Origin of the sequence: Rahnella laticis, assembly GCF_015644585.1 — a bacterium.
In the GTDB taxonomy this organism is placed as follows: domain Bacteria; phylum Pseudomonadota; class Gammaproteobacteria; order Enterobacterales; family Enterobacteriaceae; genus Rahnella; species Rahnella laticis.
Map to the genome: position 1 here is coordinate 135,224 of NZ_JADOBI010000001.1, position 24,298 is coordinate 159,521.

Genomic DNA, 24,298 nt, shown 5'->3' on the forward strand with positions numbered 1-24,298 from the left:
TACGGAGTTTAAAATGTCGAACAGAAAAAAGCTTGCCAATGCAATTCGTGCCCTCAGCATGGACGCAGTCCAAAAAGCCAAATCTGGCCATCCAGGTGCGCCTATGGGGATGGCCGACATCGCCGAAGTTCTGTGGCGTGATTTCCTGAACCATAACCCGCAAAATCCTGAATGGGTTAACCGCGACCGTTTTGTACTGTCAAACGGTCACGCCTCAATGTTGATTTATAGCTTGTTGCACCTCACCGGTTACGACCTGCCAATCGAAGAACTGAAAAACTTCCGTCAGTTGCATTCAGAAACTCCGGGTCACCCGGAAGTGGGTTATACCGCTGGTGTAGAAACAACAACCGGTCCGTTGGGGCAGGGTATTGCAAACGCTATAGGTATGGCGATCGCTGAGCGTACCATGGCTGCTCAGTTCAACCGCCCGGGTCATGATATCGTTGATCATTTCACCTACACCTTCATGGGTGATGGATGCATGATGGAAGGTATCTCGCATGAAGTCTGCTCTCTGGCGGGTACGTTGGGTCTGGGTAAATTGGTTGCCTTCTATGATGACAATGGCATTTCCATTGATGGACATGTAGAAGGTTGGTTCACTGATGATACGGCAAAACGCTTTGAGGCTTACGGATGGCACGTTGTGCGTGGTGTGGATGGTCACAATGCTGAGGCAATTACACTTGCTGTAGAACAAGCCAGAGCAGTGACTGATAAACCTTCATTACTGATGTGCAAAACTATTATCGGTTTCGGTTCCCCAAACAAATCTGGTACGCATGATTCCCATGGCGCCCCGCTGGGGGACGAGGAAATCGCACTGACACGTCAGGCGCTTGGCTGGGAATACGCCCCCTTCGAAATCCCACAAAACACTTATGCTCAATGGGATGCACGTGAAGCCGGCCAGGTTAAAGAGGCTGCATGGAATGAGAAATTCGCGGCCTATGCTAAAGCCTTCCCGCAAGAAGCAGGGGAATTCACCCGCCGAATGAAAGGCGAACTGCCTGCTGATTTTGCTGCAAAAGCAGAAGAATTTATTAATAACCTGCAAGCTAACCCGGCAAAGATCGCCAGCCGTAAAGCGTCTCAGAACACCATCGAAGCTTTTGGCCATATTCTGCCTGAATTCCTTGGTGGCTCCGCAGATCTCGCGCCTTCTAACCTGACTATCTGGTCCGGCTCTAAAGCGATTAACGAAGACCTGTCCGGAAACTACATCCACTACGGCGTACGTGAATTCGGCATGACGGCTATAGCTAACGGTATAGCGTTGCACGGTGGTTTTCTGCCGTATACTTCTACCTTTTTGATGTTTGTCGAATATGCCCGCAACGCGGTACGTATGGCAGCACTCATGAGGCAGCGCCACGTGATGATTTACACCCATGACTCAATCGGTCTGGGCGAAGATGGTCCAACACATCAGCCAGTTGAGCAGCTGGCTGCGCTGCGCGTCACTCCGAACCTGAGCACATGGCGCCCGTGTGACCAGGTTGAATCTGCCGTAGCATGGAAATACGCAGTAGAGCGTCACGATGGCCCGACAGCTTTAATTTTCTCCCGCCAGAATCTGGCACAGCAGGATCGTACAAAGCAGCAACTGGAGGATATCTCCCGAGGGGCATATATACTGAAAGACTGTGCAAACCAACCTGAGCTGATACTGATTGCAACAGGTTCTGAAGTTGAATTAGCGGTTGAAGCCTGGGATCAACTGACCGCTGAAGGTATCAGCACTCGTGTTGTTTCCATGCCATCTACCGATGCATTCGACAAGCAAGATGCGGCCTATCGTGAGTCCGTGTTGCCGGCAGCTGTCGCTTCACGAATTGCTATTGAGGCCAGCATCGCTGACTACTGGTTCAAATATGTTGGCCTAAATGGCGCAGTTATTGGCATGAACACCTTCGGTGAATCTGCACCAGCAGAACAACTGTTCGAAAAGTTCGGTATAACTGCCGACACCATAGTCATGAAAGCGAAAACTCTGCTGTAGTCTCGACTTATCATTTTAACGGGCTCTCCTGACGGCCCGTTAAAATCTGCAGATTAGCGCGAGCATTCTCAGTTTTTCGTTTTCCCCTCCAACAAAATCCCTCGACCGTAAAAAATCATATGAGCATTTACATTTTCAAAGATCAGCGCCGGATTTATTGAAATAAATAGAATAGTGTTAACCATAATAAGTTAAATATAGAAATAATTATAAATTAACAAACTGATATAGTTGAATGTACTATTAATGAAAATGATTAAATGAGTTGCAGTGAGTTAATTATTTTTATCCTAAATTAAGAGCGAAAGGATATCTTGCATATTAATTTGTGATGGTTTATATGAATACTTGATGATTGAGAAAGCATTCCTGAGTATGCGGGAGTTTGAGACAGTCGTCTTGAATGAATCATTCAAGCAAAGGCTTCTATAGCTAAGTGTAAAAACTGCATTACTGTAAAAAATTGACGGTTATAATATTATAACGACACCAGGGAGTTAATTTTGCCAAGCGTACAGACGACATACTTTCACGATGACCTCATTAAAGAGCTAATCTGTTGGGTTGAGCAAAACTTAAATGGTCGCTTAACAATGGAAAAAGCCGCCGAAGTCACAGGTTATTCACAGTGGTATCTTCAACGATTATTCAAAAGCAAAACCGGATATTCTCTGGGTAACTATATTCGTGAGCGTCGTCTGACAATGGCAGCTTTTGCATTACGGTTTACAAATATGTCAATTCTCGATATCTCTCTGTATTACACTTATGATTCTCAGCAAACTTTCACACGCTCCTTTAAGAATAAATTTCGCTCTTCACCGGGAGCCTACCGTAAAGAAATTACATGGACAATGAAGTATATTACCGCGCCATTGACGATGTGCGATTTCCCACCACCAGTATTTGATATAGTTGAACTCCCTGAATTGGTTTTAAGAGGGAATTCGAAGATATATTTTTATCCAGTGAATGACATTTTTGGCGGAAGAAATCACGTTCACCGGGATAGTGTGACCCGAAATTTGGCTTTATTAAAATCTTTGAGTACTCCCGTCTGGGGGATATCTGATTATCGGTCATACAGCAGTGTCAGTGCGGCTAACACGATGGAACTGGAATATACGATAGGTTATGAGGTGCCAAAAAGTGTTAAACACACTCTGCGTATTCCTGCCTGCCGTTATTTAAAAGTGACCTATACGCACGATATACTTCGTCTAAACGATTTTATCTTATATCTTCATCTGGTTCTTCTTCCTTCTCTTAATTATCCGCGTCTCATGCAGCCTGATATGGAGAAGTATTCCTATGAATCTGCATCTGGAGACATTATTTGCGAGTATTTCATTCCGCTGGCCTGCTGATAGCGAATGTTAAGATCTAACGCCGGAGCTTAACCGGGCGGTGTGGTAAGGTTTCTGACGCTTGTATTTCATTTCCGGACACGACTTAACAATGGTAAGTTATCAATTTTTTAAAAAATTGTTAAAAATGAAGGTATTTTAATTCCTAATAAAAAAATAGGAATACTTAATAAATAATACTATTTATCTTAAAATACATAATTTTCTATGTTGTTCTATTAAGTATTGATACAAACATATAATACAGTGGTGTTATTTTAGCAGAGCACGAAAAAACGTTTCCTTCTTAGGAAATTATATATATAAAATCATACAAAGATTCAGCGTTTTGACGGCATTACCTCCGCGCTCTGGGAGGCATTATCAGGTTTATAATGTTAATGCGAGGATCAAAAAATGAAAAAAGGAAAAAGTGTAGTATCAATCTTGCTGATGGATAAAAATTTATTCTTTGTTAATGCTGTTAAATACATATTGACAGACTATTTATCGAAAGAAGGGCTGCTTGCAGTTTTTGAAAACTCTTTGAATAAGATAAATAGATGCCAAATTGCAATTATAGGAATGTCATTTTTTCTGAATTACAAACTTGTGAGGGATAGTGGTTATAATGTACCTACAATATTTTGGATGGAACCTGTACATGAGCAAAGTATAGGATTTTGGGTGCCCGACCGCCTGAGTTTTCAGGTGTCTGTTGATGAGTTTTTGAATCAATTCAAGAGTAAAAATATAAATATTCAAGGAAACATTTCCCTGAGAGACAGAGTTAAAGATAAAAGCAAATTTACCCCAATAGAATGCGAGGTCATTCGTCATTATGTGGAAGGCGTTAACAATAAAGAATCTGCTGAAATATTAGGCGTTACTGGAAAAACACTGAGCAGATATAAAATGAATGCGATGGCAAAATTAAACGTCAGACACAACGGCGAATTTATGCTTTGGTTACTTAAATCCTATGACTATGAAATGAGGAGAGTAGATCCAGAAAGATATTAATGCGAATCATTTTCAGTAATTAAGCTCATTAATTGGAATTTGGTAAATGTATTGTAAACAATAGATTTATTTATGATTCTTTTAAAGTCTGTGATGGATTATTCATTCGTTTACGTAATGTGGCATTAAAAACTAATATTTAACTACAACCGAGTTGCATGAAAATGAAATTCATTATTGATAAAAAGCTAGTATTTGATACTGATGAAAATGTCATTTATCATTTTGAGGAAAATGAAAAGTCATTACATATCAGTGCAATAGCAACTCGTCTCTTTATGGAGATTTTAATCAACCCTTCAGGTGTGACCAGGGATTACCTGCTGAAAAAAGTATGGTCAGAGCATGGTCTAAAACCTTCTAGTAATAATCTTAATAACCATATGAGTATGTTAAGGAAGGCCGTATTTAATGTTTCTAATAATGAAAACTACATTACAACTTTACCTAAAAAAGGATTTGTTTTTAACAGGCGGTACGCTGTCGAGCGGATAGAATCCGATGAAATAAATAACAGCCCTCCCGTTGTTGTTTTCAGGAAAAACAAAAAAAAATACTTAAGAGCATTAGTGGTTTTACCCTATGTAATGACTTTGGTGTTTGCCTGTCTATTTATCCTTTCTTCTGACAAGACACATTATTATCTAATTGGAAAAGATATTTTTTTCAAATATAAACTCTGTGATTTTAAACCCTTAAAAGAAATCCCTTTCAACAAAAAACCTCAAGCTATCGCCATCGTTGAAGATGCAATAAAAAACAATAATATTGATTGTGAGACTGACGGTTTTGATGTTTATTTTTATCTTAAAAATAGAAATGTTTTTACCAAAGGCAGTACAGGTGAATTCGATTCATTCTCTTTTTGTAAAAGAGAAAACAATGGAGACTATTCATACTGCCGTAATATAAAATCTGCCTGGGATGACTGACACTTATATCTGGCTGTGAATCTGGTTTAAGGGATTTAATCTTTTGTGTTTAAGGAGTGCTAATGACTCAGGACATGTATGAAAGCAATGCCGCTACGCCTTTTTTTCAACCAATTATTGATTATGCTACCGGTAAGGTTATTGCATATGAAGTACTTGCAAGGTGGTTTCATAAGAATAAATGGTACGGTCCGCCTGAAAATTTCAATCTGCGAAATGACCTGAACAGTGAAATGCTGAACCTTTCTATTCTGATCAACAAAGTTAAAGAAAGCATTGCATTGAAACCTAATGTTTTTAGCGACATTCAGTACCTCAGCTTTAACATTAATATCAATAATGCAGATTCAAGAATTGTATCTCTATGTCTGGAATTAATCGAATCAGGTTACAAAGGTAAAATCGTACTTGAGATAAATGAATCTCAGGAAATTGCAGAAAACGCAGCGTTGTCCCATTTACTCCGGGAGTTAAATGCAGCAGGTGTAATGCTGGCTTTGGATGACTTCGGACATGGGTATTTATCCTTTTCAGCCCTGATAAAATTTAATGTCAGCATTATAAAAATAGACAGATCGCTTACGTCTAACGTACTGAGTTACCGGGCTAACACCGTCGTTTCTCACATTGGCATGATGGCGAGACAACTTGGCCTGTCTATCATTGCTGAAGGTGTTGAGACTCGTGAGATAGCTGAGGCACTCAATTCAATGGATATTTCTTTCATGCAGGGCTTTTATTTCGCCAGACCCGCGCAACTTTGATTTCCGACTGGTGTTTCATACGCCTTCTACTGTGAGCATTCGTATCAGACCCGAATGCTCCAGGCTTGGTTGCTTATCAAAAAGGTTCGGATATTGCTAATGAGATGCATTAGAGATTGAAAAAAACATAAAGTTTCGAATTTTTCACAAGAATAGTTATCTTTATTTTGCTGTTGAATTTAAATAGATTAAAAGGTTTGTTTAAGAGAGGAAGTAAAGGGAGTTATCTTTTTTAATAATTAGTTATATTTCATATAATGTAAAATAAATAATCAATGAAGAATGTTATTAATTTTAATTCTAATTAAATAAAAATTAGCATTGAAAAAAACAGGGGGATAAAATCTACGTTGACCCGCATCTTACTTTAAAATAGAGTTTTCAAGGCGTGAACGCTCAATGATTATTAAATTATTGATAGTGAATATTCAAACCGATGTGCTTCTGTAGCAAGGATAGCTACATGTTAGCGGTGAAATAAAGAATAAAGCAGAAGATCTCTGTTTGCATGGGGATGTTAATTCAGCTTCGCCCTTATCTAAATAGATAAAAAATGAGGATTCTATGAATAAAGTGTCTATGTCTGCATCACTGCTCGCTGTATTAGGTTCTGTTGGGATTGCTCAGTCGGCGACTACCGGGACCATAAACTTTACCGGGGAAATAACATCTTCAACTTGTGATGTCAGTATTAACGGAGGGGGAACAAATGGCACGGTAGCATTGCCTACAGTAACCCGTAGTCAGTTGAGTACAACAGGTGAAACTGCCGGCATTACCAGCTTCACTGTAGATCTGAATGAATGCGAAGGTGTGCTTAAAACCGCCTCGGTATTTTTCGAATCAGGCTCTTCAGTTGACCCGTTATCTGGGCGACTCAAAAATATAGGCGGTTCAGCCCAACAGGTCAGCCTGCAATTACGCGATTTGGGGAGCTCTGCGCGAAGCGTAATTGAAGCGGGTAATCAAAACCAGGTTCAGGAAACCACCTACCTGCCGTTGGATTCTGGATCTATTAATTTGCCTTATGCCGTTGAATATTACTCTGAAGGTTCAGCATCCGCCGGAACTGTCATCAGTAATGCAGTGTATTCCATTCAGTATAAATAACTGTGTCAGGGAGAGATCTCTCTCCCTGTTTTGCGAGAAGACGATGAGATTTTTAGCCCGTATTTTTCTTCAGGTTATATGTTCGGTCATTGTCGCGGGGTTTTGTACCCCCGTAGTAGCCGGTATTATTATTGCAGGAACACGCGTTATTTATCCTTCCAGTGTAAAAGAAGTCAGCGTAAAGCTGAATAACGCAGGGAAGCAGCCGGTACTGATACAAAGCTGGATAGACACGGGGGATATTCATGCCAAACCTGCCGCAATTCAAGTGCCTTTTATCCTCACACCTCCGATCAATCGCGTCGAATCAGGAAAAGGACAAACATTAAGAATTAGTTACACCGGAGAAACGCTGCCTTCAAATAAAGAATCCGTATTCTGGCTGAATGTCTTAGAGATTCCATCAAAAGGCCAGGGGAAATTGGCGGAGAATCGTTTGCAGGTGGCTTTTCGTACGCGTATAAAATTTTTCTACCGACCAGCAGGTCTGGATGGAAAAGCGAATGACGCGCCGGATGCCATAATCTGGCAAGCGAAAGGGCAAAGTATCCTCGCTTTGAATCCCACACCCTATTTTGTTTCATTTGTGAGTTTATCGGTAAACGGTAAGCGAATCGAAGGTGATATGGTCAGCCCATACTCATCGTTAACACTGGCTTTGCCAGGAAATATCGGCAATAAAATTACCGGTGAATATATCAATGATTACGGTGCCGCTAATAAATTTGAAACCACACTTAAATAATCGTTGAGAGATTTTATAGAACAGTTGAGAAATTGAATTATTAAGCACCACAATTGCGGGATGCGCTATGGCTGTAATCTTACCAAATAATACGCTGCATCAGTTTTCCCTCTTGCTTTTAGTCTGGGTTTTAATTTTATTGTCATGGGGTGTAAAAGCAGATAATCAAAGCAGCCGGCCTGCCAGTAATGCAGAGTTTGACGAATCATTTCTCAATGTTGAACCTGGGAATAAAGTCGATCTTAGCCGCTTTTCAGAAGGAGCTTCCGTATTGCCGGGAACCTACCTTACCGCGATTTACATCAATAATACCTGGGTCGGTAGCAGAAACATCGAAATGAAATTAAGGCATGATAAATCTGTTTACCCCTGTCTTTATGACAATGTGATTAAGCATATTGACTTCAATTATGAAAAATTGCCCCAAGGTTTATTCAGCAAGCAGGGTTTCGCTGAATGCATCGATTTAACGGAAAAACTTCCGGAGTCACAGGTCAGTTATGACAGTAATGAACAACGGCTTGATATTATAATTCCGCAAGCTTACATGCTTAATACGGCCCGGGGCAGTGTTCGACCGGAATTATGGGACCGCGGAATCCCGGCATTTCTGCTTGGCTATAATATTAACGGTTATCGCAATGATGCCAATAATTCCTCATATCACTCGTTGTATGCCGGGTTCGATGCCGGATTGAATATGGGAGCGTGGTATTTTCGACATTATGGTTCATATAACTGGATGGATAACGGGCAGAAACAATATACCAATCTCAATACATATCTACAGCGTGACGTGCCGGGGTTAAAAGGTCGTGTACTGATGGGGCAATCCAATACGAATGGGCAAATTTTCAATACGCTGCCATTTTCAGGTATTCAGCTGGCCAGTGACGAGCAGATGTTGCCGGAATCTCAGCGTGGTTACGCCCCGGATATCCGTGGGATTGCCAGAACCAACGCCCGCATTACTGTCCGCCAGAATAGTCAGATACTGTTAGAGACGACCGTAACGCCGGGGGCATTTCTCATTAACGACCTCTTTCCAACCGGTTACGGCGGCGATCTGGATGTAACGGTGCGGGAATCTGATGGTACAGAGCAGCATTTTCGCGTTCCGTATGCTTCAGTCACTCAGTTGCTGAGGCCGGGAACCTCCCGTTATTCTTTCACTGCGGGCGAATTACGCAGTGAAAATGTCAACGCAAATCCGATGTTCTATCAATCGACCTATCAGCATGGATTAACCAATGCCCTAACCGGTTACGGCGGAGTGCTGGCGAGTGAGCATTACGCTGCAGTGCAGGTAGGTTCTGCTTTGGGTACTTCACTGGGCGCATGGGCCTTTGACATCACTCAGGCCAACACAAAGGTTGACGGTGATAACTCCCACTCCAAAAAAAACTTTACCGGGCAGAGCTATCAGTTCAGTTACAGCAAAACCAGTATAGCGACGCAAAGCAATTTGTCGCTGGCGGCTTACCGCTTCTCGGCCGACGGTTACATGGATTTCATGACTGCAATGCAAACCCGCGATGCAATTTCACGGGGGGGTAATGCGGAATCGGTTGCCCGGGCAAAAAAAAGAGTAACGGTGACCGGAGGGCAGGGAATGGGGGACACCTTCGGACATTTGTACCTGAGCGGCTCCCTGCAAGATTACTGGAACCGGGGGGGCCGTGAGAAGCAATGGCAATTTGGTTATAACAATCAATACCGAATGCTTGCTTTTGGGCTGAGCGTCAACCGCAGTTATTCAAGTTTGGGAGCGACACAGACGCACTACCTGCTGAGTTTCAGTGTGCCTCTGGGGCGCAGTGATGAGACAAATACGCCTTACTTACGTATGGATCTCCAGCATGACAGTACCGGCCAGGACGGCCAGCAGGCAAGTTTGTCAGGAACGGCTGGAAAGGATAACCGCTTTGGTTATTCCCTGACCGGAATAAATGCTAATCAAGGGAGCGGGTCAAGTGGCTCTGTCAGTGCGAACTATCGCAGCGTGATGAGTGCGTTGAGCAGCACTTACAGCACGGGCAAAGGGTACAAAAGTGCTTCAGCCGGGATGACGGGTACTCTTATCGGACACTCAGGGGGGGTCACGCTGACGCCTTATACATCCGATACCTTTGCGCTGGTTGAGGCAAAAGGAGCGGAAGGTGCGGCAGTGTCATCGTATGCCGGGATCAAAGTCGATTCGCGGGGTTATGCCGTTGTCCCTTATTTGAATCCTTATCAAATGAATGAAATAAATATTGATCCCAGCGGGATAGGGCACGACGTCGAGCTGGATAACACCAGCCAGAAAGTCGCGCCTAATTTAGGTGCGGTGGTCAAAGTGAAATATTCCACGACACGAGGTACGCCAATATTGTTCGATGCCCGTTATCAGAATGAAACGTTACCCTTTGGCGCGGATGTCCAGGATGAGAAAAATAACAGTGTCGGCTCAGTGGGACAAGGAGGGCTACTTTATGCCCGCGTGGGATCTGAAAGAGGGCAGCTTCGTGTGAAATGGGGGGAAAGCCACAATATGCAATGCACCTTAAATTATGTATTGATTCCACGAGACACAACCAGCCTGACATCCGCTATACAACGTTTTGAATCGGAGTGCCAGCCGGTCATCACTCAGCATGCGGCAGGTTAATAGCAGGAACCTTAATTAATTTAATAAAACCTGAAGGGACAAGAAATGAAAAGCCTATATACAACATGGATCCGTGTGATGATGCTATTATCAGGTATTGTATTTACTCCGCCGGTTTTTGCCTCCGTAATATGTTCCCTCCAGAAAAGTACCCCGTCCATTTCAGTTACACTACAGTTGGGTAATATCAATATTACATCAGGTGCCGACCAGCCTTTAGGTACACTTTTATACACAGGCCGTTTTGTTCAAACCAGTCCTCGCCAGATACTTTGCGAGGCTTCTATGCCATCAGAATTTTCTCTGACAAGATCGATTCAGATAACATCTGCACCGACGATTACCTCTTCCTGGTCCAATAATAAACACCAGCAAATTTTTGAAAGTGGAGTAAGGGGAGTCGGTATCGCGATTTGGCGGGATGATGTGAGTGTCACTACAGCGAAAACAGCTATCGGAAATTATTATTATGCCGACAGTCAGATCGATTCTTATGACAGTTCATTTTCATTTGGCCTTATTAAAACAGCAGAAATAGCGTCTGGTTCAATTAATGTTAATAATTTCCCAACAGTCAACATCACAATGGGGAATAATTATGGCGTTACGAATTTACCACCGGATATCGTATTGGCGACAGTAAAATTTACCGGGATAATCCAGGTGGTAGCGCAGACTTGCAATACGTCGGACATAAATGTTGATCTCGGGAAACACAGTGCGAATGGCGTATTTAAAAAAATTGGCTCAGTCACATCATGGGTAGACGCCTCGATTACATTAACCCGATGTCCAGCATTCCGCGGTTATTATGGCGGTGATGCTGCCGACAGTGATGCTTCAAAAATCACCATCAACAACGATAATGTGGTCACAAATATGCCCGCGCGGACAGCCAATGGCTTATATGTTTCTTTCCAGCCAGCGACCAGCGTCATTGATGTGGCTAACGGTATCATGGCGCTCAGCAATTCAGAGAATCAGACAGTTGCAAAAGGAGTGGGAATACAAATAGGCTGGGGGAATGCATCCGGATCTCCTGAGTTATTTAATTTTGCAGGACGTACTTTTACACCTCCCTCAGAGGGAACTGCGACATTTAAAATCCCTATTGCAGCCCGTTATATCCAGACAGAAGCCGTTGTAACACCCGGGCTGGCAAACGGAAGAGCCATTTTTATGATTAATTATCATTAGGTTGCATCCTCCTCCCCTGCATAAGAAGTAGGTTCCTTTTAGCTCTTCTATCGTATCCCTGCTTTCTCTTCATGGCGTGTTTATGAGCCCTTGTATTTTACGGGGGCTGAAGTTCAGCCGAAATATAGAATAAAGGGCTAAGGTATTATCAAATCCCGCTAAACCAGTTATAACCCTGGTCTTCCCAGTAACCGCCCGGATTAGTATTGGTGACGAAAATCGCGCCGATATGTTTGGCGTTTTTGAAGCCTAACTTGGTAGGCATTCTCAGCCGCAGCGGGTATCCGAAATCCGGAGGCAGTGGTTTGCCGCCAAAATCCAGTGCCAGAATGGTTTGCGGATGCAGCGCGGTGGCCATATCGATGCTCGAGTAATAGCGGTCATCGCATTTAAATCCGACATATTTAGCCGTCAGATCGGCTCCGACGTGCTGAAGAAATGTTTTGAGCGGCACGCCTTTCCACTGCCCGATAGCGCTCCAGCCTTCAATGCAAATCAGGCGGGTGATCTGGCTTTCCTGCGGCAGGCGCTGAAGCTGTTCCAGCGTCCACGAGGCTTTCTTTTGCACCAGTCCGGACACTTCCAGCCGGTAATTCGGGATGTCGATTTCCGGCACATTGTATTCGGGGTAATACGCGTTGAAGCGAAACGGTGTTGTGATCTGGTCGGCGCGGTAAGTTTGCGCCAGCTTCTGCCCGCCAAATAACCAGCCCTGAACGCGGTCATTCCAGCGCGACATCGCCCACAGCACTTTGTCGACTTCGTCGCCGTCCTGCAAATTACAGCCGGTCAGCATGGAAACAGCACCGAGCGTTAATCCGGAGCGCAGCAGTAAACGGCGCTGGATATTTACCAGCTGCTTGCGCTGATCGGGCTCCAGAATGATTTTTGGCCGTTGTGATTTTTCACTCATCGGCGCTTTCCTCTTTGTTCAATGCCTTGCCGCCGGTAATCATCGCCACAAATGTTTTCGGCACCAGCACCACCATCAGGACATGAATGACTACGAACAGCATCACGCCACTCATCGCAAAAAAGTGCACATAACGGGCAATATCGAACCCGCCGAACAGCCACCCCAGTCCGCTGAACTGCACCGGTTTCCAGATGGATAAACCGGATAGCACCAGCAGAAGCCCCAGTAACAAAACGCCGCTGTACATCAGTTTTTGCACGGCGTTGTACTGGCCGAGTTTATGGGGCAGATGGAAGGTCAGGGCGCGAACGGTATCGCGCCAGACGCTGCGGGCTGAAAACGGGAAAAAGTCCCGCTTAAAATGGCCGCTGAAAACGCCCCACAACAGATAAAACAGGGCGTTAGCCGCCAGCAGCCACATCACGGCGAGATGCCAGGCGATGTTGCCGCCCAGCCAGCCGCCGAGCGTGGTGTTTTGCGGGAACGTAAAGGGAAACAGGGGATCCGCGTTATAAATCCCCCAGCCGCTCATCACCATGCCAATCATTGCCAGAAGATTAATCCAGTGGCTGATACGCACCGGCCAGGAATGGATCCTGCGTTTTCGAACTGAAGAGGGCTGAGGTTTCACGGTAAATCTCCTGTTAAACAGCCTGATTACATCGGTGGCGCGATGCCGTCTTTACCGGCGGCGATGCCACGGGCAACCAGCGCACCTTTGTCATCTTTCATGGCGAACAGCACGATTTTAGTGCCCGGTTTCAGCAGGCTGCGGTCGCCCGGTGCCAGCAGAACCACAGGAACGTCGTCAGGAACAACAACCGTTTTCTCAGCATCGTGATATTTCACGGTCAGCGTGCGGCCATTGCTGTTGACCAGTTTGCCAACGGTGCCGTTGGTCATGGTATTGATTTTGCCGTCTGCGGATTCAAACGGGTTAAAGCCTTCACCACTGCCGCGCAGGCTTGGCGCAAAGACGTGGACTTCCAGCGCTTTCAGCGTGCCGTTAGCCTGCGGAACTGCGGCGGTACCGATGAAGCTGTCGGGTTTGATATCACTGATCTGGCCTTTGGTGACGGCGTTGATCTTGGTCTGGTCAGTCAGCTTCACATCGAGCTTTTCACCCTGACGGGTGGTGATTTGCACAGATGAGTCATTAACTGAATCAATGGTTCCGCGCGTCGGTTTAATCACGTTATCGGCCGCGAAGGCGGATGTCATTCCGCTGCACATCAGCAGGGAACCCAGTAATAAACCGGCAAGGCGTGTAGGTGTGTTCATGATCAACTCTCCATTTTCTAGCGTTATTTCATTCTGTTAGATGAATCACTGAACCGGCCAGTGATGAATAACTTCATTAAGAGTGGACGATAAACCGGGATTGGTTGATGACAAGTTGATGACAAAATTGTCATCAAAGGTGTCTGATGAAACTGATAAACTTCCCCTGAATCATTCTTTGGGAGAATGGTCTTGCGGCGCCGAGGGCCTGAATGCGGATACTGGTGATAGAAGATGATGTCAGCACAGGCGACTACCTGAAAAAAGGGCTGACGGAGGCGGGTTACAGCGTGGATCTGGCGCGCAACGGCGCGGATGGCCTGTTTCTGGCGCTGGAGGAGGGTTATGACACCGTGATCCTCGACGTCATGCTGCCCGGCCTTGATGGCTGGCAGGTGATGGAAGTGCTGCGTAAAAAAAGTGGTGTGCCGGTGCTGTTTCTGACGGCGCGTGACGAAGTGCAGGATCGCATTCACGGGCTGGAACTCGGCGCTGATGATTATCTGATTAAACCGTTTTCATTTACCGAGCTGGTGCTGCGCATCCGCACCTTACTGCGCCGCCCGACGGCACGCGAACCGGACACGTTTTCAGTCGCCGATCTGAATCTCGATGTGCTGCGCCGCCGGGTGACCCGTCAGGATCAGACCATCGCGCTGACCAATAAAGAATTTATGTTGCTGGAGCTGCTGATGCGCCGGGAAGGCGAAGTGCTATCGCGCACCATGATCGCCTCGCAGGTCTGGGACATGAATTTTGACAGTGATACCAACGTTGTGGATGTGGCGATTAAGCGCCTGCGCGCCAAGGTGGATCGCGCCTTTGAGGTGAAACTGATCCATACCGTGCGTGGCATTGGCTACGTTTGTGAAGTGCGCAATGACTAACGTGATGAAAGAAACTGCCCGTCCGTCCGCCTCAAAACGAGCGATGTCGCTGACCTTGCGGGCGACTTTGCTGTTTGCGCTGATTGCCTCGCTGGTGGTCAGCGCTGTCGGTTTTTATCTCTATTATTCGATGGATAAAGAGCTGGTTCGCCGTGCGGATTATCAGGTCAGCGGGCGCGTGCAGTATTTTCGCCATCTGCTGGCGAATGAATTTCCGTTATCACAGCTGAGCCGTAATCCCGGTTTGTTTGAAAATATGCTCGGCAACGAACGCGATATTCTGACTTTTCGTCTCGAAGGCGAGCCGCCACTGATTAACGTTAATCCTTCGCAGCTGATCTTACCGCCGGTTGCGGCTGTGCCTCACGGCCAGCCGCTCACCCTGGAGACCGTGCATCACCTGATGGCACCGGACGGAACGCCGGTGCGCTTTGCCCGTGCAAGTGTGCAGATTGAGGATGGCAGAACGGTAGAAATTACCGGCGCGCATTTCATGACAGAAGAATCGCGTCTGCTGGAAACATTCCGCTGGGAAATCATTGGCGCCGTGCTCTTCGCCTATTTGCTGATTGCCGCACTCGGTTATGTTGTGATCCGCAGAGGCTTAAAGCCTTTACGCAACATGGCGCAGGAGGCCACACAAATTCATCCCTCAAGCCTGTCTACCCGGCTGAGCACGGAGAATGCGCCGCAGGAATTGCAGCAACTTATCTATTCTTTCAACGACATGCTGGAAAGGCTTTCGGAAGGCTATCAGCGCCTGACCCAGTTTTCAGCCGATCTGGCGCATGAGATCCGCACGCCGGTGGGCGCGCTGATGGGGCATTGCCAGGTGGCGTTATATCAGCCGCGCTCGGTGGAAGAGTATGAAACGCTGCTGGCAAACAATATGGAAGAGCTGGAACGTATTTCCCGCATGGTGGAAAACATCCTGTTTCTTGCCCGCGCCACCGACGCACGGTCTGTTTTAACCATCACCAGTATTGATGTTTCATCTGAAATCACCCGTGTTCAGGAATATTTTGAAGGTCTGGCGGAAGAGCGTGAAATGGTGTTGTACGGCGAAGGGCAGGGGATTTTGTACGCGGACGCTATCTTATTTCAGCGCGCGATCAGCAATCTTGTCGCCAACGCCGTGCGTTACGGGCGCGAAGGCAGCACCATCACGATCAGCGCGCACCCGCAGGGGAAAGGCATGGAGGTTCATGTGACCAGCCAGGGCAATCCGATCCCGCCGGAAAAACTGGGCAAACTTTTTGACCGTTTCTACCGGGCCGACGCATCGCGGAGCGAAGGCGGCAGCTCGAGCGGTCTCGGTTTATCGATAGTTCAGGCGATCATGGTACTGCATCAGGGAAGCGTTCGGGTAACGAGTTCGCCGCAGGGTGAGACCCGGTTCACGCTGTCATTCCCGGGGCCATTATCCGATCCGGATCACAGGCTTTCTTAATAATTCTTCAACGGTTCGGAAAAATCTCAGAAAATTTAAGAGAAAATTCATTTTTTACTTATTGAAAAGTAAGGGTTTCGTTAATTTAGTTACATTATCACAATAGCAGAAACCTTTGGAGTTGAACAAAAATACTCGTCCCGGGGTCTGAATAATCCTAAGGAGTGGTTTTTATCCTCCGGTTCGAACGGTCAGTACGACGTAAAACAGACTCACAAAAGAGCCATTTATTACTAATGCATAAAATACGTTCACTTTCGCTGCAGAGCATTTCTGTTTTTATTGCGCTTTATCTTGGGATCCTGTTAAACCTTCCGATTTTCATCCGCCGTTACAGCCAGCTGCATTATGACAATGTGCTGTCGATAGCGGTCGAGATGGTGGCGTGTTTTGCCCTGGTTTACTTCCTTTGTATGCTGCTCTCCTATACCGGCAAAACGGTTTTCCGTGTGCTGATGACTGCCATTGTGATTTCCTCGGCGGCGGCCAGCTATTACATGATCCTGTTCAACGTCGATATCGGCTACGGGATTTTGGCGGCAGCGCTGGCATCAGACTCCATTGATTTATCGAAAGAATCTGTCGGCACGCATTTTGTGGCCTGGACGGCGCTTGTCAGCCTGATCCCGGTTCTGTTGCTGTGGCTCAGCACGATGCCGGGCGCGGCTCTCAAACACACCACTTTTAAAAAAGTGGCGGTCAAAACCGGCCTGCTGGTGATCTCCGGTTTGCTTTGTTACATGCCGCTCCGCCTGATGGGCAAAGTGCAGGACCGTCATGACAAAGAAAGTAACCGCATGATGGCAAGCTACGGCGGCGTCGTGGCAGGAACCTATTCTCCGTCCAACTGGTTGTCCGCGTTGGGTTTGTACTCTTACAGCAGCTACAGCCAGGCCGAAGACACCAAAAATCTTTACGATCCGGCGAAGCATTTTACTTATACCGCCCCGGCGGATGCCAAAGATATGTACGTGGTATTCGTTATCGGTGAGAGCGCGCGTCGTGACCACATGGGCCTTTACGGCTACGATCGTGACAACACGCCGAACCTCGACAAAGAGAAAAATCTGGTCGCGTTGCAGGGCTATTCCTGCGATACCGCCACCAAACTTTCCCTGCGCTGCATGTTTGTGCGTGAAGGTGGCGCTTCGGAAGCGCCGCAGCGTACCCTGAAAGAGATGAACGTTTTCTCCGTGCTGAAAAGCAACGGCTGGAGCTCTGAGCTGTATTCCATGCAAAGCGAAGCCTGGTTCTACAACAAAACCCGCGCTGATGACTATTCATTGCGTGAAAACATCGCCTCTGAAAAACGTAACGCAGGCAAGCCGGTCGATGACATGCTGCTGATCGATGAAATGAAAGATTCGATGGCCAATCATCCGCAGGGCAAACACCTGATTATTCTGCATACCAAGGGCTCGCATTACCTGTATTCAGACCGTTATCCGCGCTCATTTGCCAAATATCAGCCGGAATGTATGGGCATCGATGACTCCTGTTCAACGCAGGAAATGATCAACGCTTACGACAACACTCTGCTTTATACCGACTACTTCCTGTCGCAGGTGTTTGATCAGCTGCGCGATAAAAACGCCATTGTTTTCTACGCATCCGATCACGGCGAATCCATTTCCAAAAGCATGCATTTCCACGGTACGCCACGTGATCATGCGCCAGTTGAGCAACGCACAGTGCCGATCATGGTCTGGGCGTCGGACAAGTTCCTGTCTAACGATCAGAACAAGGCCAGTTTCGAACAGTTGCAAAAAATGGCTGCTGAGAAGAAACCGGCATTCCATGAAAAACTGTACGACACCATTCTCGGCTGTATCGGCTACACCTCGCCAAACGGCGGGATTGTAGAGCAGCACAACTGGTGCCATACGCCTGATCCGGCAGCACCGGCGAAGTAATACCGCTAAAATCGCCGTCTTTTTCTGATGAATGAAAAAGGCGGCGACATCCTCCCTGCTTTTAAGCCACAATCGGTTAACAACAATAAATTTTGTTTCTCTTTATCAGGGCTGATAACCGATGCAAGCACTCCGAATTATCGTCTGCGTTCTGACGGTCATCATGACCTTACTGACGCTGCTTCCTCTTTCCAAAAATCAGCGCTGGTGGGTGCGTGTGTGGGATTTCCCGCGCCTGCAAATGGTTTCCCTGTGTCTGCTTTTTCTTCTGACTGAACTGCTGATTTTGCCGTTTGACGGTGTGCTGACCGGTATTGTGATTATCCTGACGGTCGCCTGCATGGCGTATCAGGGCTGGTGGATCCTGCCTTACACCCGTTTGTACCGCGTGCAGGTGAAAAAGACGGTGCCCAACGGCCATTCGCGTATCAAAATTATGAACAGCAATGTGCTTACTACCAACCGGGAGAGCGCGCAGTTACTCAGCCAGATTCAGAAACATAAACCGGACATTATCGTGCTGCTGGAAACCGACCAGTGGTGGGAAGGCCAGATGGCTCCGCTGGAGGCCGATTACCCGCACAGCCTGCGCTGCCCGCTGGATAACCTCTACGGTATGCACGTCTATTCGCGTTTGCCGATGCACGGCGAGCAGATTCAGTTTCTGGTGGCGAAAGATATTCCTTCCATGCATTTTCGCGCAGAACTGCCGTCGGGCGAACAGGTGGTGCTTCACTGTCTGCACCCGAGGCCGCCAAGCCCGACCGAAGCAGATGAATCAACCGCCCGTGACGGTGAGCTGATCGCCGTCGGGCATACCGCCGCGAAAGCGCATTTCCCGACCATTGTGACCGGTGACCTGAATGATGTCGCGTGGTCGCGAACCACCCGTTTATTCATGAAAATCAGCGGATTGCTCGACCCGCGCCGCGGGCGGGGTATGTACAATACTTTTCATGCGAGCTATCCGTTTTTGCGCTGGCCGCTGGATCACGTTTTCCACAGCAAAGATTTCACGCTGATTGATCTGAAACGGCTGGATTTCATGGGCTCCGATCACTTCCCGATCCTGGTCGAACTGGCGCTGACGCCTTGCCAGGGGAAAGATCAGGAACCGCTGGAAATCGAAAGCGACGATCTGGAAGAAGCCAGGGAAAAATTGGAACTGGCGGGTGTAAAACTTACGGATATCTATCCGCATAATAAAAATCCTGCCAATAACAAATAATGTGAGGGCTTACGGGCTTAAACCATGACCACTGAACGTGACCGTTTGCCGCTGGCCGAAGACTTACGGGTTTTTCTGGCGGTGGTGAACAAGCAAAGCTTTGCCGCGGCGGCGACCGAACTCGGGCAGTCTCCGGCCTATGTCAGTAAGCGTATTCAGATCCTCGAAGAGTCCCTGAACACCCGTTTGCTGCATCGTTCGACCCGTGGCGTTCGCCTGACTGAAGATGGCGAACGGGCGCAACGCTGGGCGCTGCAAATTCTCGACACGTTTGATCAGTTTATGGGTGATGTTTCAGATTCCCGCAGCGAGGTACGCGGCAACGTGCATATTTGCAGTTCGTTCGGTTTCGGGCGCTGCCACGTTGCGCCCGCTGTTGCAGAACTTGCCGAACGTTATCCGCAGCTAAACCTGCGCCTCGACCTGTTCGACCGGGTTGTAGATCTGGTCGCCGAAGGTATTGATCTCGAAATTCTGGTCGGCGATGACATTCCCGAACAGCACATCGGTAAAAAGCTGACGCAGCATCAGCGTATTCTTTGCGCGTCTCCCCGGTATCTGGCCACGCACGGTGAACCCGTTTCGCCGGACGCCCTGACGCAACACCAGTGTCTGGTGCTCAAAGAACGTGACAACCCGTTTGGCATCTGGTCGCTGACCGGAGAAGGACAGGAACAGCGCGTCCGGGTCAAAGGCGTGTTGTCATCTAACAGCGGCGAAGTGGTATTGCAGTGGGCACTGAAACACCACGGAATTATTTTGCGCTCTGAGTGGGACGTCCGGCCTTACATCGACCGGGGCGAACTGGTGCAGGTTTTACCGCAGTTTTCCCAGCCCGCCAGCGTCTGGGCGGTTTATCCCACACGGCTGGCAGATTCTGCAAAACTGCGGGTTTGCGTTGAATTCCTGCATCAGCGCTTTAGCCAGTTACTGCAATAACGTTTTCACGCCAGCCACGGGTTACGCTGCAAATGTGCCTGCTGAAATTCGCGGATTTCATCGCTGTAACGCAGCGTATTCCCCACCGCATCCAGCCCGTTGAGCAGGGACATTTTGCTCAGTTCGTCGATGTTGAAAGCGATCTCTTTGCCATCGTGCAAGCTTATTGTTTGCGCCGGTAAATCGACGGTAATTTCGTTGCTTTGTGCCTGCGTAACCTGTTCAGCCAGCTGTGCCCACTGTTCCGGGGTGAGCTGAACAGTGAGCACGCCGTTACGCTGGCAGTTGTCGAAAAAGATCCCCGCAAACGTGGTGCCGATCAGCGCCCGTATCCCCAGCTGTTTCAGCCCCCATACCGCATGTTCACGGCTTGAGCCACAACCAAAGTTCGGGCCGACCAGCAGGAATTTAGCCTCCTGCCACGCAGGCTGGTTGAGGATAAACGCCGGATCGGGTGAGCCGTCGGCCTGAAAACGTAAATCAAAGAAAACGCCCTGGTCCAGACCGCTGCGGTCGATGCCTTTCAGAAACTGCTTCGGCATAATCACATCGGTATCGACGTTGGCCGCCGGGAAGGGCGCGGCTGCGCCGGTTAACACGGTAAATGCTTGCATGTTTTTCTCCTCACACTTCGCGAACATCGGTCAGATGACCGCAAATTGCGGCGGCGGCAACCATCGCCGGACTCATCAGATGGGTTCGCGCACCGGCGCCCTGACGGCCTTCGAAATTGCGGTTGGTGCTCGACGCACACCGGTCACCCGGTGAAAGCACGTCGTCGTTCATCGCCAGACACATTGAACAGCCGGACTGCCGCCATTCAAAACCGGCTTCAATAAATATCTCTGCCAGCCCTTCGGCTTCGGCCTGCGCACGCACCTGGCTTGAGCCAGGAACGATCATCGCCCGTACCGCTGACGCCACTTTTTTGCCGCGCACAACGTCGGCGGCGGCGCGCAAATCTTCAATGCGCGCATTTGTGCAGGAGCCGATAAAGGCGTGGCTGATGCCGATACTGTTAAGCGGTTGCCCGGCACGTAATCCCATATAGCTGAGTGCGCGTTGCAGGTCTTTGCGCCGTGCGGGATCCGGTTCGGATTGCGGATCGGGTACGCGTCCGCCAATCGCCAGTGCCTGATCCGGGCTGGTTCCCCAGCTGACCATCGGGGCGATATCTGTGGCGCACAGCTCAACTTCGCGGTCAAATACGGCGTCCGGGTCACTGTGCAGCGTACGCCAGACGTCGACGGCCTCCAGCCATTGCTGGCCTTTTGGCGCGCGGGGTTTGTCTTTCAGGTAAGCAAACACTTTGTCATCCGGCGCCATAAACGCACCGCGCGCACCGGCTTCCACCGCCATATTGCAGATGGTCATGCGGCCTTCGACGCTCAGCATATCGATGCCCTGACCGCAGAACTCGATGGCATAACCCGTTGCTCCCGAAGCGCCGATTTTCGCCACCAGCGCCATTACCACGTCTTTGGCGGTAATGCCGTTGTGCAGCTCGCCATTTACCGTCACGCGCAGGGTTTTCAGGCGTTTGTAGACCAGTGTCTGGGTGGCCAGCAAATGTTCAATCTCTGATGTGCCGATACCAAACCCGAATGCGCCGAGCGCGCCATACGTGGTGGTGTGGCTGTCACCGGCGGCAATCACCATGCCCGGTAAGATAAATCCCTGCTCCGGCGCGACAACGTGTTCAATGCCCTGACGGGAATCAAGAATATCAAAGAGCTCGATACCAAATTCCGCGCAGTTCTCGGCCAGATACGAAACCTGGCGTGCGCCACCGGCGTCCGGCATCTGGCGTGTGCGCAAAGGCGCGGTCGGATTGACGTGATCGACCACGGCCAGTGAGGTTTCAGGCCGCCAGACGCGACGGCCTCCGTCGCGCAAACCACTGAAAGCCTGCGGGCTGGTGTACTCGTTAATCACCTGCCGGTCGATGTACAGCAACACGTGTCCTTTGTCGTCCAGCGTGCGGACGGTGTGACTGTCGATGTGCTTTTCATACAGCGTTTTTGGCTTCATTTCATTGCCCTGATGAACGTAATGGATAATGCCAGCGTCGCAAAATTACCCGTTCCCGGGCAACGGCCTGAGTGTGGTGTCTCAAAACACAGATCGTGAAGCAGCAATCTTCATTTGTGACCTTGTTGCTGAAAAGCCAGCGACTAAGATGGGTAAAAAAGGAGAACACCCATGTTTGAACATTTTACCCAAGGCCGGATGAAGGTCAGCGGAACGGAGATCGCCTACCGGATCGCCGGGCAGGGCGAGCCTCTGCTGTTGCTGCACGGACACCCGCAAACACAGGCTATCTGGCATAAAGTCGCGCCGTTTCTGACGTCTCAGTTCACCGTCGTTCTGGCCGATTTGCGTGGCTATGGCGACAGCGGTAAACCCGAACCCGACGCGGAACATCTGCGCTACAGCAAACGCGAAATGGCACAAGACCAGCAGGAGTTAATGGCCGCGCTCGGTTTCAGCCGGTTCAGCGTTATTGCCCATGACCGGGGCGCGCGCGTGGCGCACCGGCTGGCGCTGGATCATCCGCAGGCCGTTAAACGCCTGGTGCTGATGGATATCGCGCCGACGCTTTCTATGTATCAGCAAACCAATGAAGCTTTTGCCCGTGCTTACTGGCACTGGTTTTTCCTGATCCGCCCGTCGCCGTTGCCGGAAACGCTGATCACCGCCGATCCGGATCAGTATCTGCGCAGCGTCATGGGCAGCCGCAGTGCCGGTATGCAGCCTTTCACCGACGAAGCTTACGCAGATTATTTGCGCTGTCTGCAACAAAATGGAACGGCGCGCGGGATTTGCGAGGACTATCGGGCGTCGGCAAGTATCGACCTGCAACACGACAAAGAAGATCTGGATGCAGCCCGCAAACTGAGTTGTCCGTTGCTGGTGCTTTGGGGCGCGAAAGGCACGGTCGGTCAATGTTTTGCGCCACTGGAAGAATGGCGAAAAGTTGCGGAAGACGTGCAGGGGGAAGCGCTGCCTTGCGGCCATTATATTGCCGAAGAACAGTCGGAGCTGCTGCTGGAGAAGGTGTTGCCGTTTTTGCGATAAAAGGCATGCGAAGCTGATAAACATTAAATTGAAGTCAGTTTTGCGGGATGTCCTGGAAAAATGAGTGATACCGCTGGCATGAAATGAGTTGATATCCAATAGTGCGTCCTGCCGAATATTTATACAGGACATAACGATGTTTAATTTGCCAGCCAGATGTTTAAAAGGTACATTTTACCTGTACATGTTTTATGTACCTTTAACGTAAAGGGCAAAAAATTATGAAAGAATTTAACTACACCGATGCCCGTCAAAATCTAGCGGATGTTATTCAGATGGCTGCAGAGGGTGAGCCCGTCACCATTACCCGTCGGGGTAAAGCGCCAGCTGTGATCATCAGTGCAGAAGAATATGCGGCATTCCTCAAACACAAGCTTGACCGCGAATTCGAAGAAATGATGGGAATTCATGGTGATGCGATACGTGCTTTGGCTGACAGATGAATGAATTAAAGTTTATTTCCGCAGAGGAGATAATAGGTTTTCATGAAAGAATTCTAATGACGACTCCGGGTGTACAAGGCTTATCAGATCCGGGCAGGGTAGAAGCGATTATCTCAAGAGTTATCAATTTGCATGAATATGAAAGTATCAGCGATGTGGTCACTTTGGGGGCAGCGCATTTGATTGCTGTGGCTCGAGGGCATGTTTTTACCGATGGCAACAAACGAACAGCGCTGATGGTTGCCCTGATTTTTCTCCGGCGCAATGGTGTGAGTCTGGTCAAAAGCGACTCACTCGTACAACTGACCGTTGATTGTGCTGAAGGTACGGTTAACCTGCCTGAAGCCGCAGCGAAACTAAGATTACTGATTAAACATTAAAAAACCCGCTT

Annotated in this window: 22 protein-coding genes; 17 read left to right on the plus strand and 5 right to left on the minus strand. The window is 48.3% G+C overall.

The window, feature by feature from the left end:
• Nucleotides 1–13: 13 nt before the first annotated feature.
• The 9 genes from tkt (at nt 14) to IV433_RS00530 (ending at nt 11,772) form a co-directional block, all read left to right on the plus strand.
• Entirely contained in the window at nt 14–2,005 is a 1,992-nt protein-coding gene (tkt, locus tag IV433_RS00490; protein ID WP_195812873.1) for a transketolase, read from the plus strand.
• 503 nt (nt 2,006–2,508) lie between these two features.
• The gene (locus IV433_RS00495) at nt 2,509–3,372 is read left to right on the plus strand and encodes a helix-turn-helix domain-containing protein (RefSeq protein WP_229893151.1); all 864 of its coding nucleotides are present in this window, start codon (nt 2,509–2,511) and stop codon (nt 3,370–3,372) included.
• A gap of 396 nt (nt 3,373–3,768) precedes the next feature.
• Nucleotides 3,769–4,374: a helix-turn-helix transcriptional regulator gene (locus IV433_RS00500; protein ID WP_195812872.1), complete on the plus strand. Its 606-nt coding sequence runs from the start codon at nt 3,769–3,771 to the stop codon at nt 4,372–4,374.
• A gap of 164 nt (nt 4,375–4,538) precedes the next feature.
• The gene (locus tag IV433_RS00505) at nt 4,539–5,306 is read left to right on the plus strand and encodes a winged helix-turn-helix domain-containing protein (protein WP_195812871.1); all 768 of its coding nucleotides are present in this window, start codon (nt 4,539–4,541) and stop codon (nt 5,304–5,306) included.
• A gap of 62 nt (nt 5,307–5,368) precedes the next feature.
• Nucleotides 5,369–6,070 (plus strand): EAL domain-containing protein, encoded by a 702-nt coding sequence (locus IV433_RS00510; protein ID WP_195812870.1) that lies wholly within the window; start codon nt 5,369–5,371, stop codon nt 6,068–6,070.
• A 564-nt stretch (nt 6,071–6,634) separates the two neighbouring features.
• Nucleotides 6,635–7,180, plus strand: a complete 546-nt coding sequence (locus IV433_RS00515; RefSeq protein WP_195812869.1) for a fimbrial protein — start codon at nt 6,635–6,637, stop codon at nt 7,178–7,180.
• Nucleotides 7,181–7,223: 43 nt separating this feature from the next.
• Nucleotides 7,224–7,925 (plus strand): fimbria/pilus periplasmic chaperone, encoded by a 702-nt coding sequence (locus IV433_RS00520; RefSeq protein WP_195812868.1) that lies wholly within the window; start codon nt 7,224–7,226, stop codon nt 7,923–7,925.
• Between the two features lie 67 nt (nt 7,926–7,992).
• Nucleotides 7,993–10,575: a fimbria/pilus outer membrane usher protein gene (locus tag IV433_RS00525; RefSeq protein ID WP_195812867.1), complete on the plus strand. Its 2,583-nt coding sequence runs from the start codon at nt 7,993–7,995 to the stop codon at nt 10,573–10,575.
• A gap of 45 nt (nt 10,576–10,620) precedes the next feature.
• On the plus strand, nt 10,621–11,772 hold the full coding sequence (locus IV433_RS00530; RefSeq protein ID WP_195812866.1) for a fimbrial protein: 1,152 nt from the start codon (nt 10,621–10,623) through the stop codon (nt 11,770–11,772).
• Nucleotides 11,773–11,920: 148 nt separating this feature from the next.
• Here IV433_RS00530 and IV433_RS00535 read toward each other — a convergent pair whose 3' ends face one another.
• From IV433_RS00535 to IV433_RS00545, 3 genes are read right to left on the minus strand one after another with little or no spacing between them, the layout of a single operon-like run.
• A complete protein-coding gene (locus IV433_RS00535) occupies nt 11,921–12,685 on the minus strand; it encodes a molybdopterin-dependent oxidoreductase (RefSeq protein ID WP_152324264.1) in 765 nt (254 codons plus the stop codon).
• Nucleotides 12,678–13,319 carry a cytochrome b/b6 domain-containing protein gene (locus IV433_RS00540; protein ID WP_195812865.1) on the minus strand — a complete coding sequence of 214 codons (642 nt, stop codon included), beginning with the start codon at nt 13,317–13,319 and terminating at the stop codon, nt 12,678–12,680. Before IV433_RS00540 ends, IV433_RS00535 begins: the two co-directional genes overlap by 8 nt.
• Nucleotides 13,320–13,345: 26 nt before the next feature.
• Nucleotides 13,346–13,969 carry a hypothetical protein gene (locus tag IV433_RS00545; protein ID WP_152324262.1) on the minus strand — a complete coding sequence of 208 codons (624 nt, stop codon included), beginning with the start codon at nt 13,967–13,969 and terminating at the stop codon, nt 13,346–13,348.
• Nucleotides 13,970–14,181: 212 nt separating this feature from the next.
• Between IV433_RS00545 and IV433_RS00550 the strand changes: the two genes are divergently transcribed.
• The 5 genes from IV433_RS00550 to IV433_RS00570 all read left to right on the plus strand — a co-directional run bounded on the left by IV433_RS00550 (nt 14,182) and on the right by IV433_RS00570 (nt 20,386).
• Complete coding sequence (locus IV433_RS00550) at nt 14,182–14,856, plus strand: heavy metal response regulator transcription factor (protein WP_195812864.1); 675 nt, start codon at nt 14,182–14,184, stop codon at nt 14,854–14,856.
• Nucleotides 14,849–16,306 carry a heavy metal sensor histidine kinase gene (locus IV433_RS00555; protein WP_229893152.1) on the plus strand — a complete coding sequence of 486 codons (1,458 nt, stop codon included), beginning with the start codon at nt 14,849–14,851 and terminating at the stop codon, nt 16,304–16,306. The genes IV433_RS00550 and IV433_RS00555 overlap by 8 nt, the downstream gene beginning before the upstream one ends.
• A gap of 236 nt (nt 16,307–16,542) precedes the next feature.
• Complete coding sequence (gene eptB / locus IV433_RS00560; RefSeq protein WP_195812863.1) at nt 16,543–18,219, plus strand: kdo(2)-lipid A phosphoethanolamine 7''-transferase; 1,677 nt, start codon at nt 16,543–16,545, stop codon at nt 18,217–18,219.
• A 121-nt stretch (nt 18,220–18,340) separates the two neighbouring features.
• Nucleotides 18,341–19,447 (plus strand): endonuclease/exonuclease/phosphatase family protein, encoded by a 1,107-nt coding sequence (locus IV433_RS00565; protein ID WP_195812862.1) that lies wholly within the window; start codon nt 18,341–18,343, stop codon nt 19,445–19,447.
• A 24-nt stretch (nt 19,448–19,471) separates the two neighbouring features.
• Nucleotides 19,472–20,386: a LysR substrate-binding domain-containing protein gene (locus tag IV433_RS00570; protein ID WP_195812861.1), complete on the plus strand. Its 915-nt coding sequence runs from the start codon at nt 19,472–19,474 to the stop codon at nt 20,384–20,386.
• 5 nt (nt 20,387–20,391) lie between these two features.
• On the opposite strand, the gene leuD is transcribed toward IV433_RS00570, so the two are convergent.
• Both leuD and leuC read right to left on the minus strand, forming a co-directional pair.
• A complete protein-coding gene (gene leuD / locus IV433_RS00575) occupies nt 20,392–21,000 on the minus strand; it encodes a 3-isopropylmalate dehydratase small subunit (protein ID WP_195812860.1) in 609 nt (202 codons plus the stop codon).
• A 10-nt stretch (nt 21,001–21,010) separates the two neighbouring features.
• Complete coding sequence (leuC, locus tag IV433_RS00580; RefSeq protein WP_195812859.1) at nt 21,011–22,417, minus strand: 3-isopropylmalate dehydratase large subunit; 1,407 nt, start codon at nt 22,415–22,417, stop codon at nt 21,011–21,013.
• A gap of 171 nt (nt 22,418–22,588) precedes the next feature.
• Between leuC and IV433_RS00585 the strand changes: the two genes are divergently transcribed.
• From IV433_RS00585 to IV433_RS00595, 3 genes are all read left to right on the plus strand, one after another.
• Complete coding sequence (locus IV433_RS00585) at nt 22,589–23,464, plus strand: alpha/beta fold hydrolase (RefSeq protein WP_195812858.1); 876 nt, start codon at nt 22,589–22,591, stop codon at nt 23,462–23,464.
• Nucleotides 23,465–23,685: 221 nt separating this feature from the next.
• On the plus strand, nt 23,686–23,907 hold the full coding sequence (locus IV433_RS00590; RefSeq protein ID WP_195812857.1) for a type II toxin-antitoxin system Phd/YefM family antitoxin: 222 nt from the start codon (nt 23,686–23,688) through the stop codon (nt 23,905–23,907).
• On the plus strand, nt 23,904–24,287 hold the full coding sequence (locus IV433_RS00595; protein ID WP_195812856.1) for a type II toxin-antitoxin system death-on-curing family toxin: 384 nt from the start codon (nt 23,904–23,906) through the stop codon (nt 24,285–24,287). The genes IV433_RS00590 and IV433_RS00595 overlap by 4 nt, the downstream gene beginning before the upstream one ends.
• Nucleotides 24,288–24,298 lie beyond the last annotated feature (11 nt).

Excerpts from the sequence above, each read along its gene's own strand:
- tkt (WP_195812873.1), top strand. The coding sequence starts at position 14 with ATGTCGAACAGAAAAAAGCTTGCCAATGCAATTCGTGCCCTCAGCATG.
- IV433_RS00500 (WP_195812872.1), top strand. The coding sequence starts at position 3,769 with ATGAAAAAAGGAAAAAGTGTAGTATCAATCTTGCTGATGGATAAAAAT.
- IV433_RS00505 (WP_195812871.1), top strand. The coding sequence starts at position 4,539 with ATGAAATTCATTATTGATAAAAAGCTAGTATTTGATACTGATGAAAAT.
- IV433_RS00510 (WP_195812870.1), top strand. The coding sequence starts at position 5,369 with ATGACTCAGGACATGTATGAAAGCAATGCCGCTACGCCTTTTTTTCAA.
- IV433_RS00515 (WP_195812869.1), top strand. The coding sequence starts at position 6,635 with ATGAATAAAGTGTCTATGTCTGCATCACTGCTCGCTGTATTAGGTTCT.
- IV433_RS00520 (WP_195812868.1), top strand. The coding sequence starts at position 7,224 with ATGAGATTTTTAGCCCGTATTTTTCTTCAGGTTATATGTTCGGTCATT.
- IV433_RS00525 (WP_195812867.1), top strand. The coding sequence starts at position 7,993 with ATGGCTGTAATCTTACCAAATAATACGCTGCATCAGTTTTCCCTCTTG.
- IV433_RS00530 (WP_195812866.1), top strand. The coding sequence starts at position 10,621 with ATGAAAAGCCTATATACAACATGGATCCGTGTGATGATGCTATTATCA.
- IV433_RS00535 (WP_152324264.1), bottom strand. The coding sequence starts at position 12,685 with ATGAGTGAAAAATCACAACGGCCAAAAATCATTCTGGAGCCCGATCAG.
- IV433_RS00545 (WP_152324262.1), bottom strand. The coding sequence starts at position 13,969 with ATGAACACACCTACACGCCTTGCCGGTTTATTACTGGGTTCCCTGCTG.
- IV433_RS00550 (WP_195812864.1), top strand. The coding sequence starts at position 14,182 with ATGCGGATACTGGTGATAGAAGATGATGTCAGCACAGGCGACTACCTG.
- IV433_RS00555 (WP_229893152.1), top strand. The coding sequence starts at position 14,849 with ATGACTAACGTGATGAAAGAAACTGCCCGTCCGTCCGCCTCAAAACGA.
- eptB (WP_195812863.1), top strand. The coding sequence starts at position 16,543 with ATGCATAAAATACGTTCACTTTCGCTGCAGAGCATTTCTGTTTTTATT.
- IV433_RS00565 (WP_195812862.1), top strand. The coding sequence starts at position 18,341 with ATGCAAGCACTCCGAATTATCGTCTGCGTTCTGACGGTCATCATGACC.
- IV433_RS00570 (WP_195812861.1), top strand. The coding sequence starts at position 19,472 with ATGACCACTGAACGTGACCGTTTGCCGCTGGCCGAAGACTTACGGGTT.
- leuD (WP_195812860.1), bottom strand. The coding sequence starts at position 21,000 with ATGCAAGCATTTACCGTGTTAACCGGCGCAGCCGCGCCCTTCCCGGCG.
- leuC (WP_195812859.1), bottom strand. The coding sequence starts at position 22,417 with ATGAAGCCAAAAACGCTGTATGAAAAGCACATCGACAGTCACACCGTC.
- IV433_RS00585 (WP_195812858.1), top strand. The coding sequence starts at position 22,589 with ATGTTTGAACATTTTACCCAAGGCCGGATGAAGGTCAGCGGAACGGAG.
- IV433_RS00590 (WP_195812857.1), top strand. The coding sequence starts at position 23,686 with ATGAAAGAATTTAACTACACCGATGCCCGTCAAAATCTAGCGGATGTT.
- IV433_RS00595 (WP_195812856.1), top strand. The coding sequence starts at position 23,904 with ATGAATGAATTAAAGTTTATTTCCGCAGAGGAGATAATAGGTTTTCAT.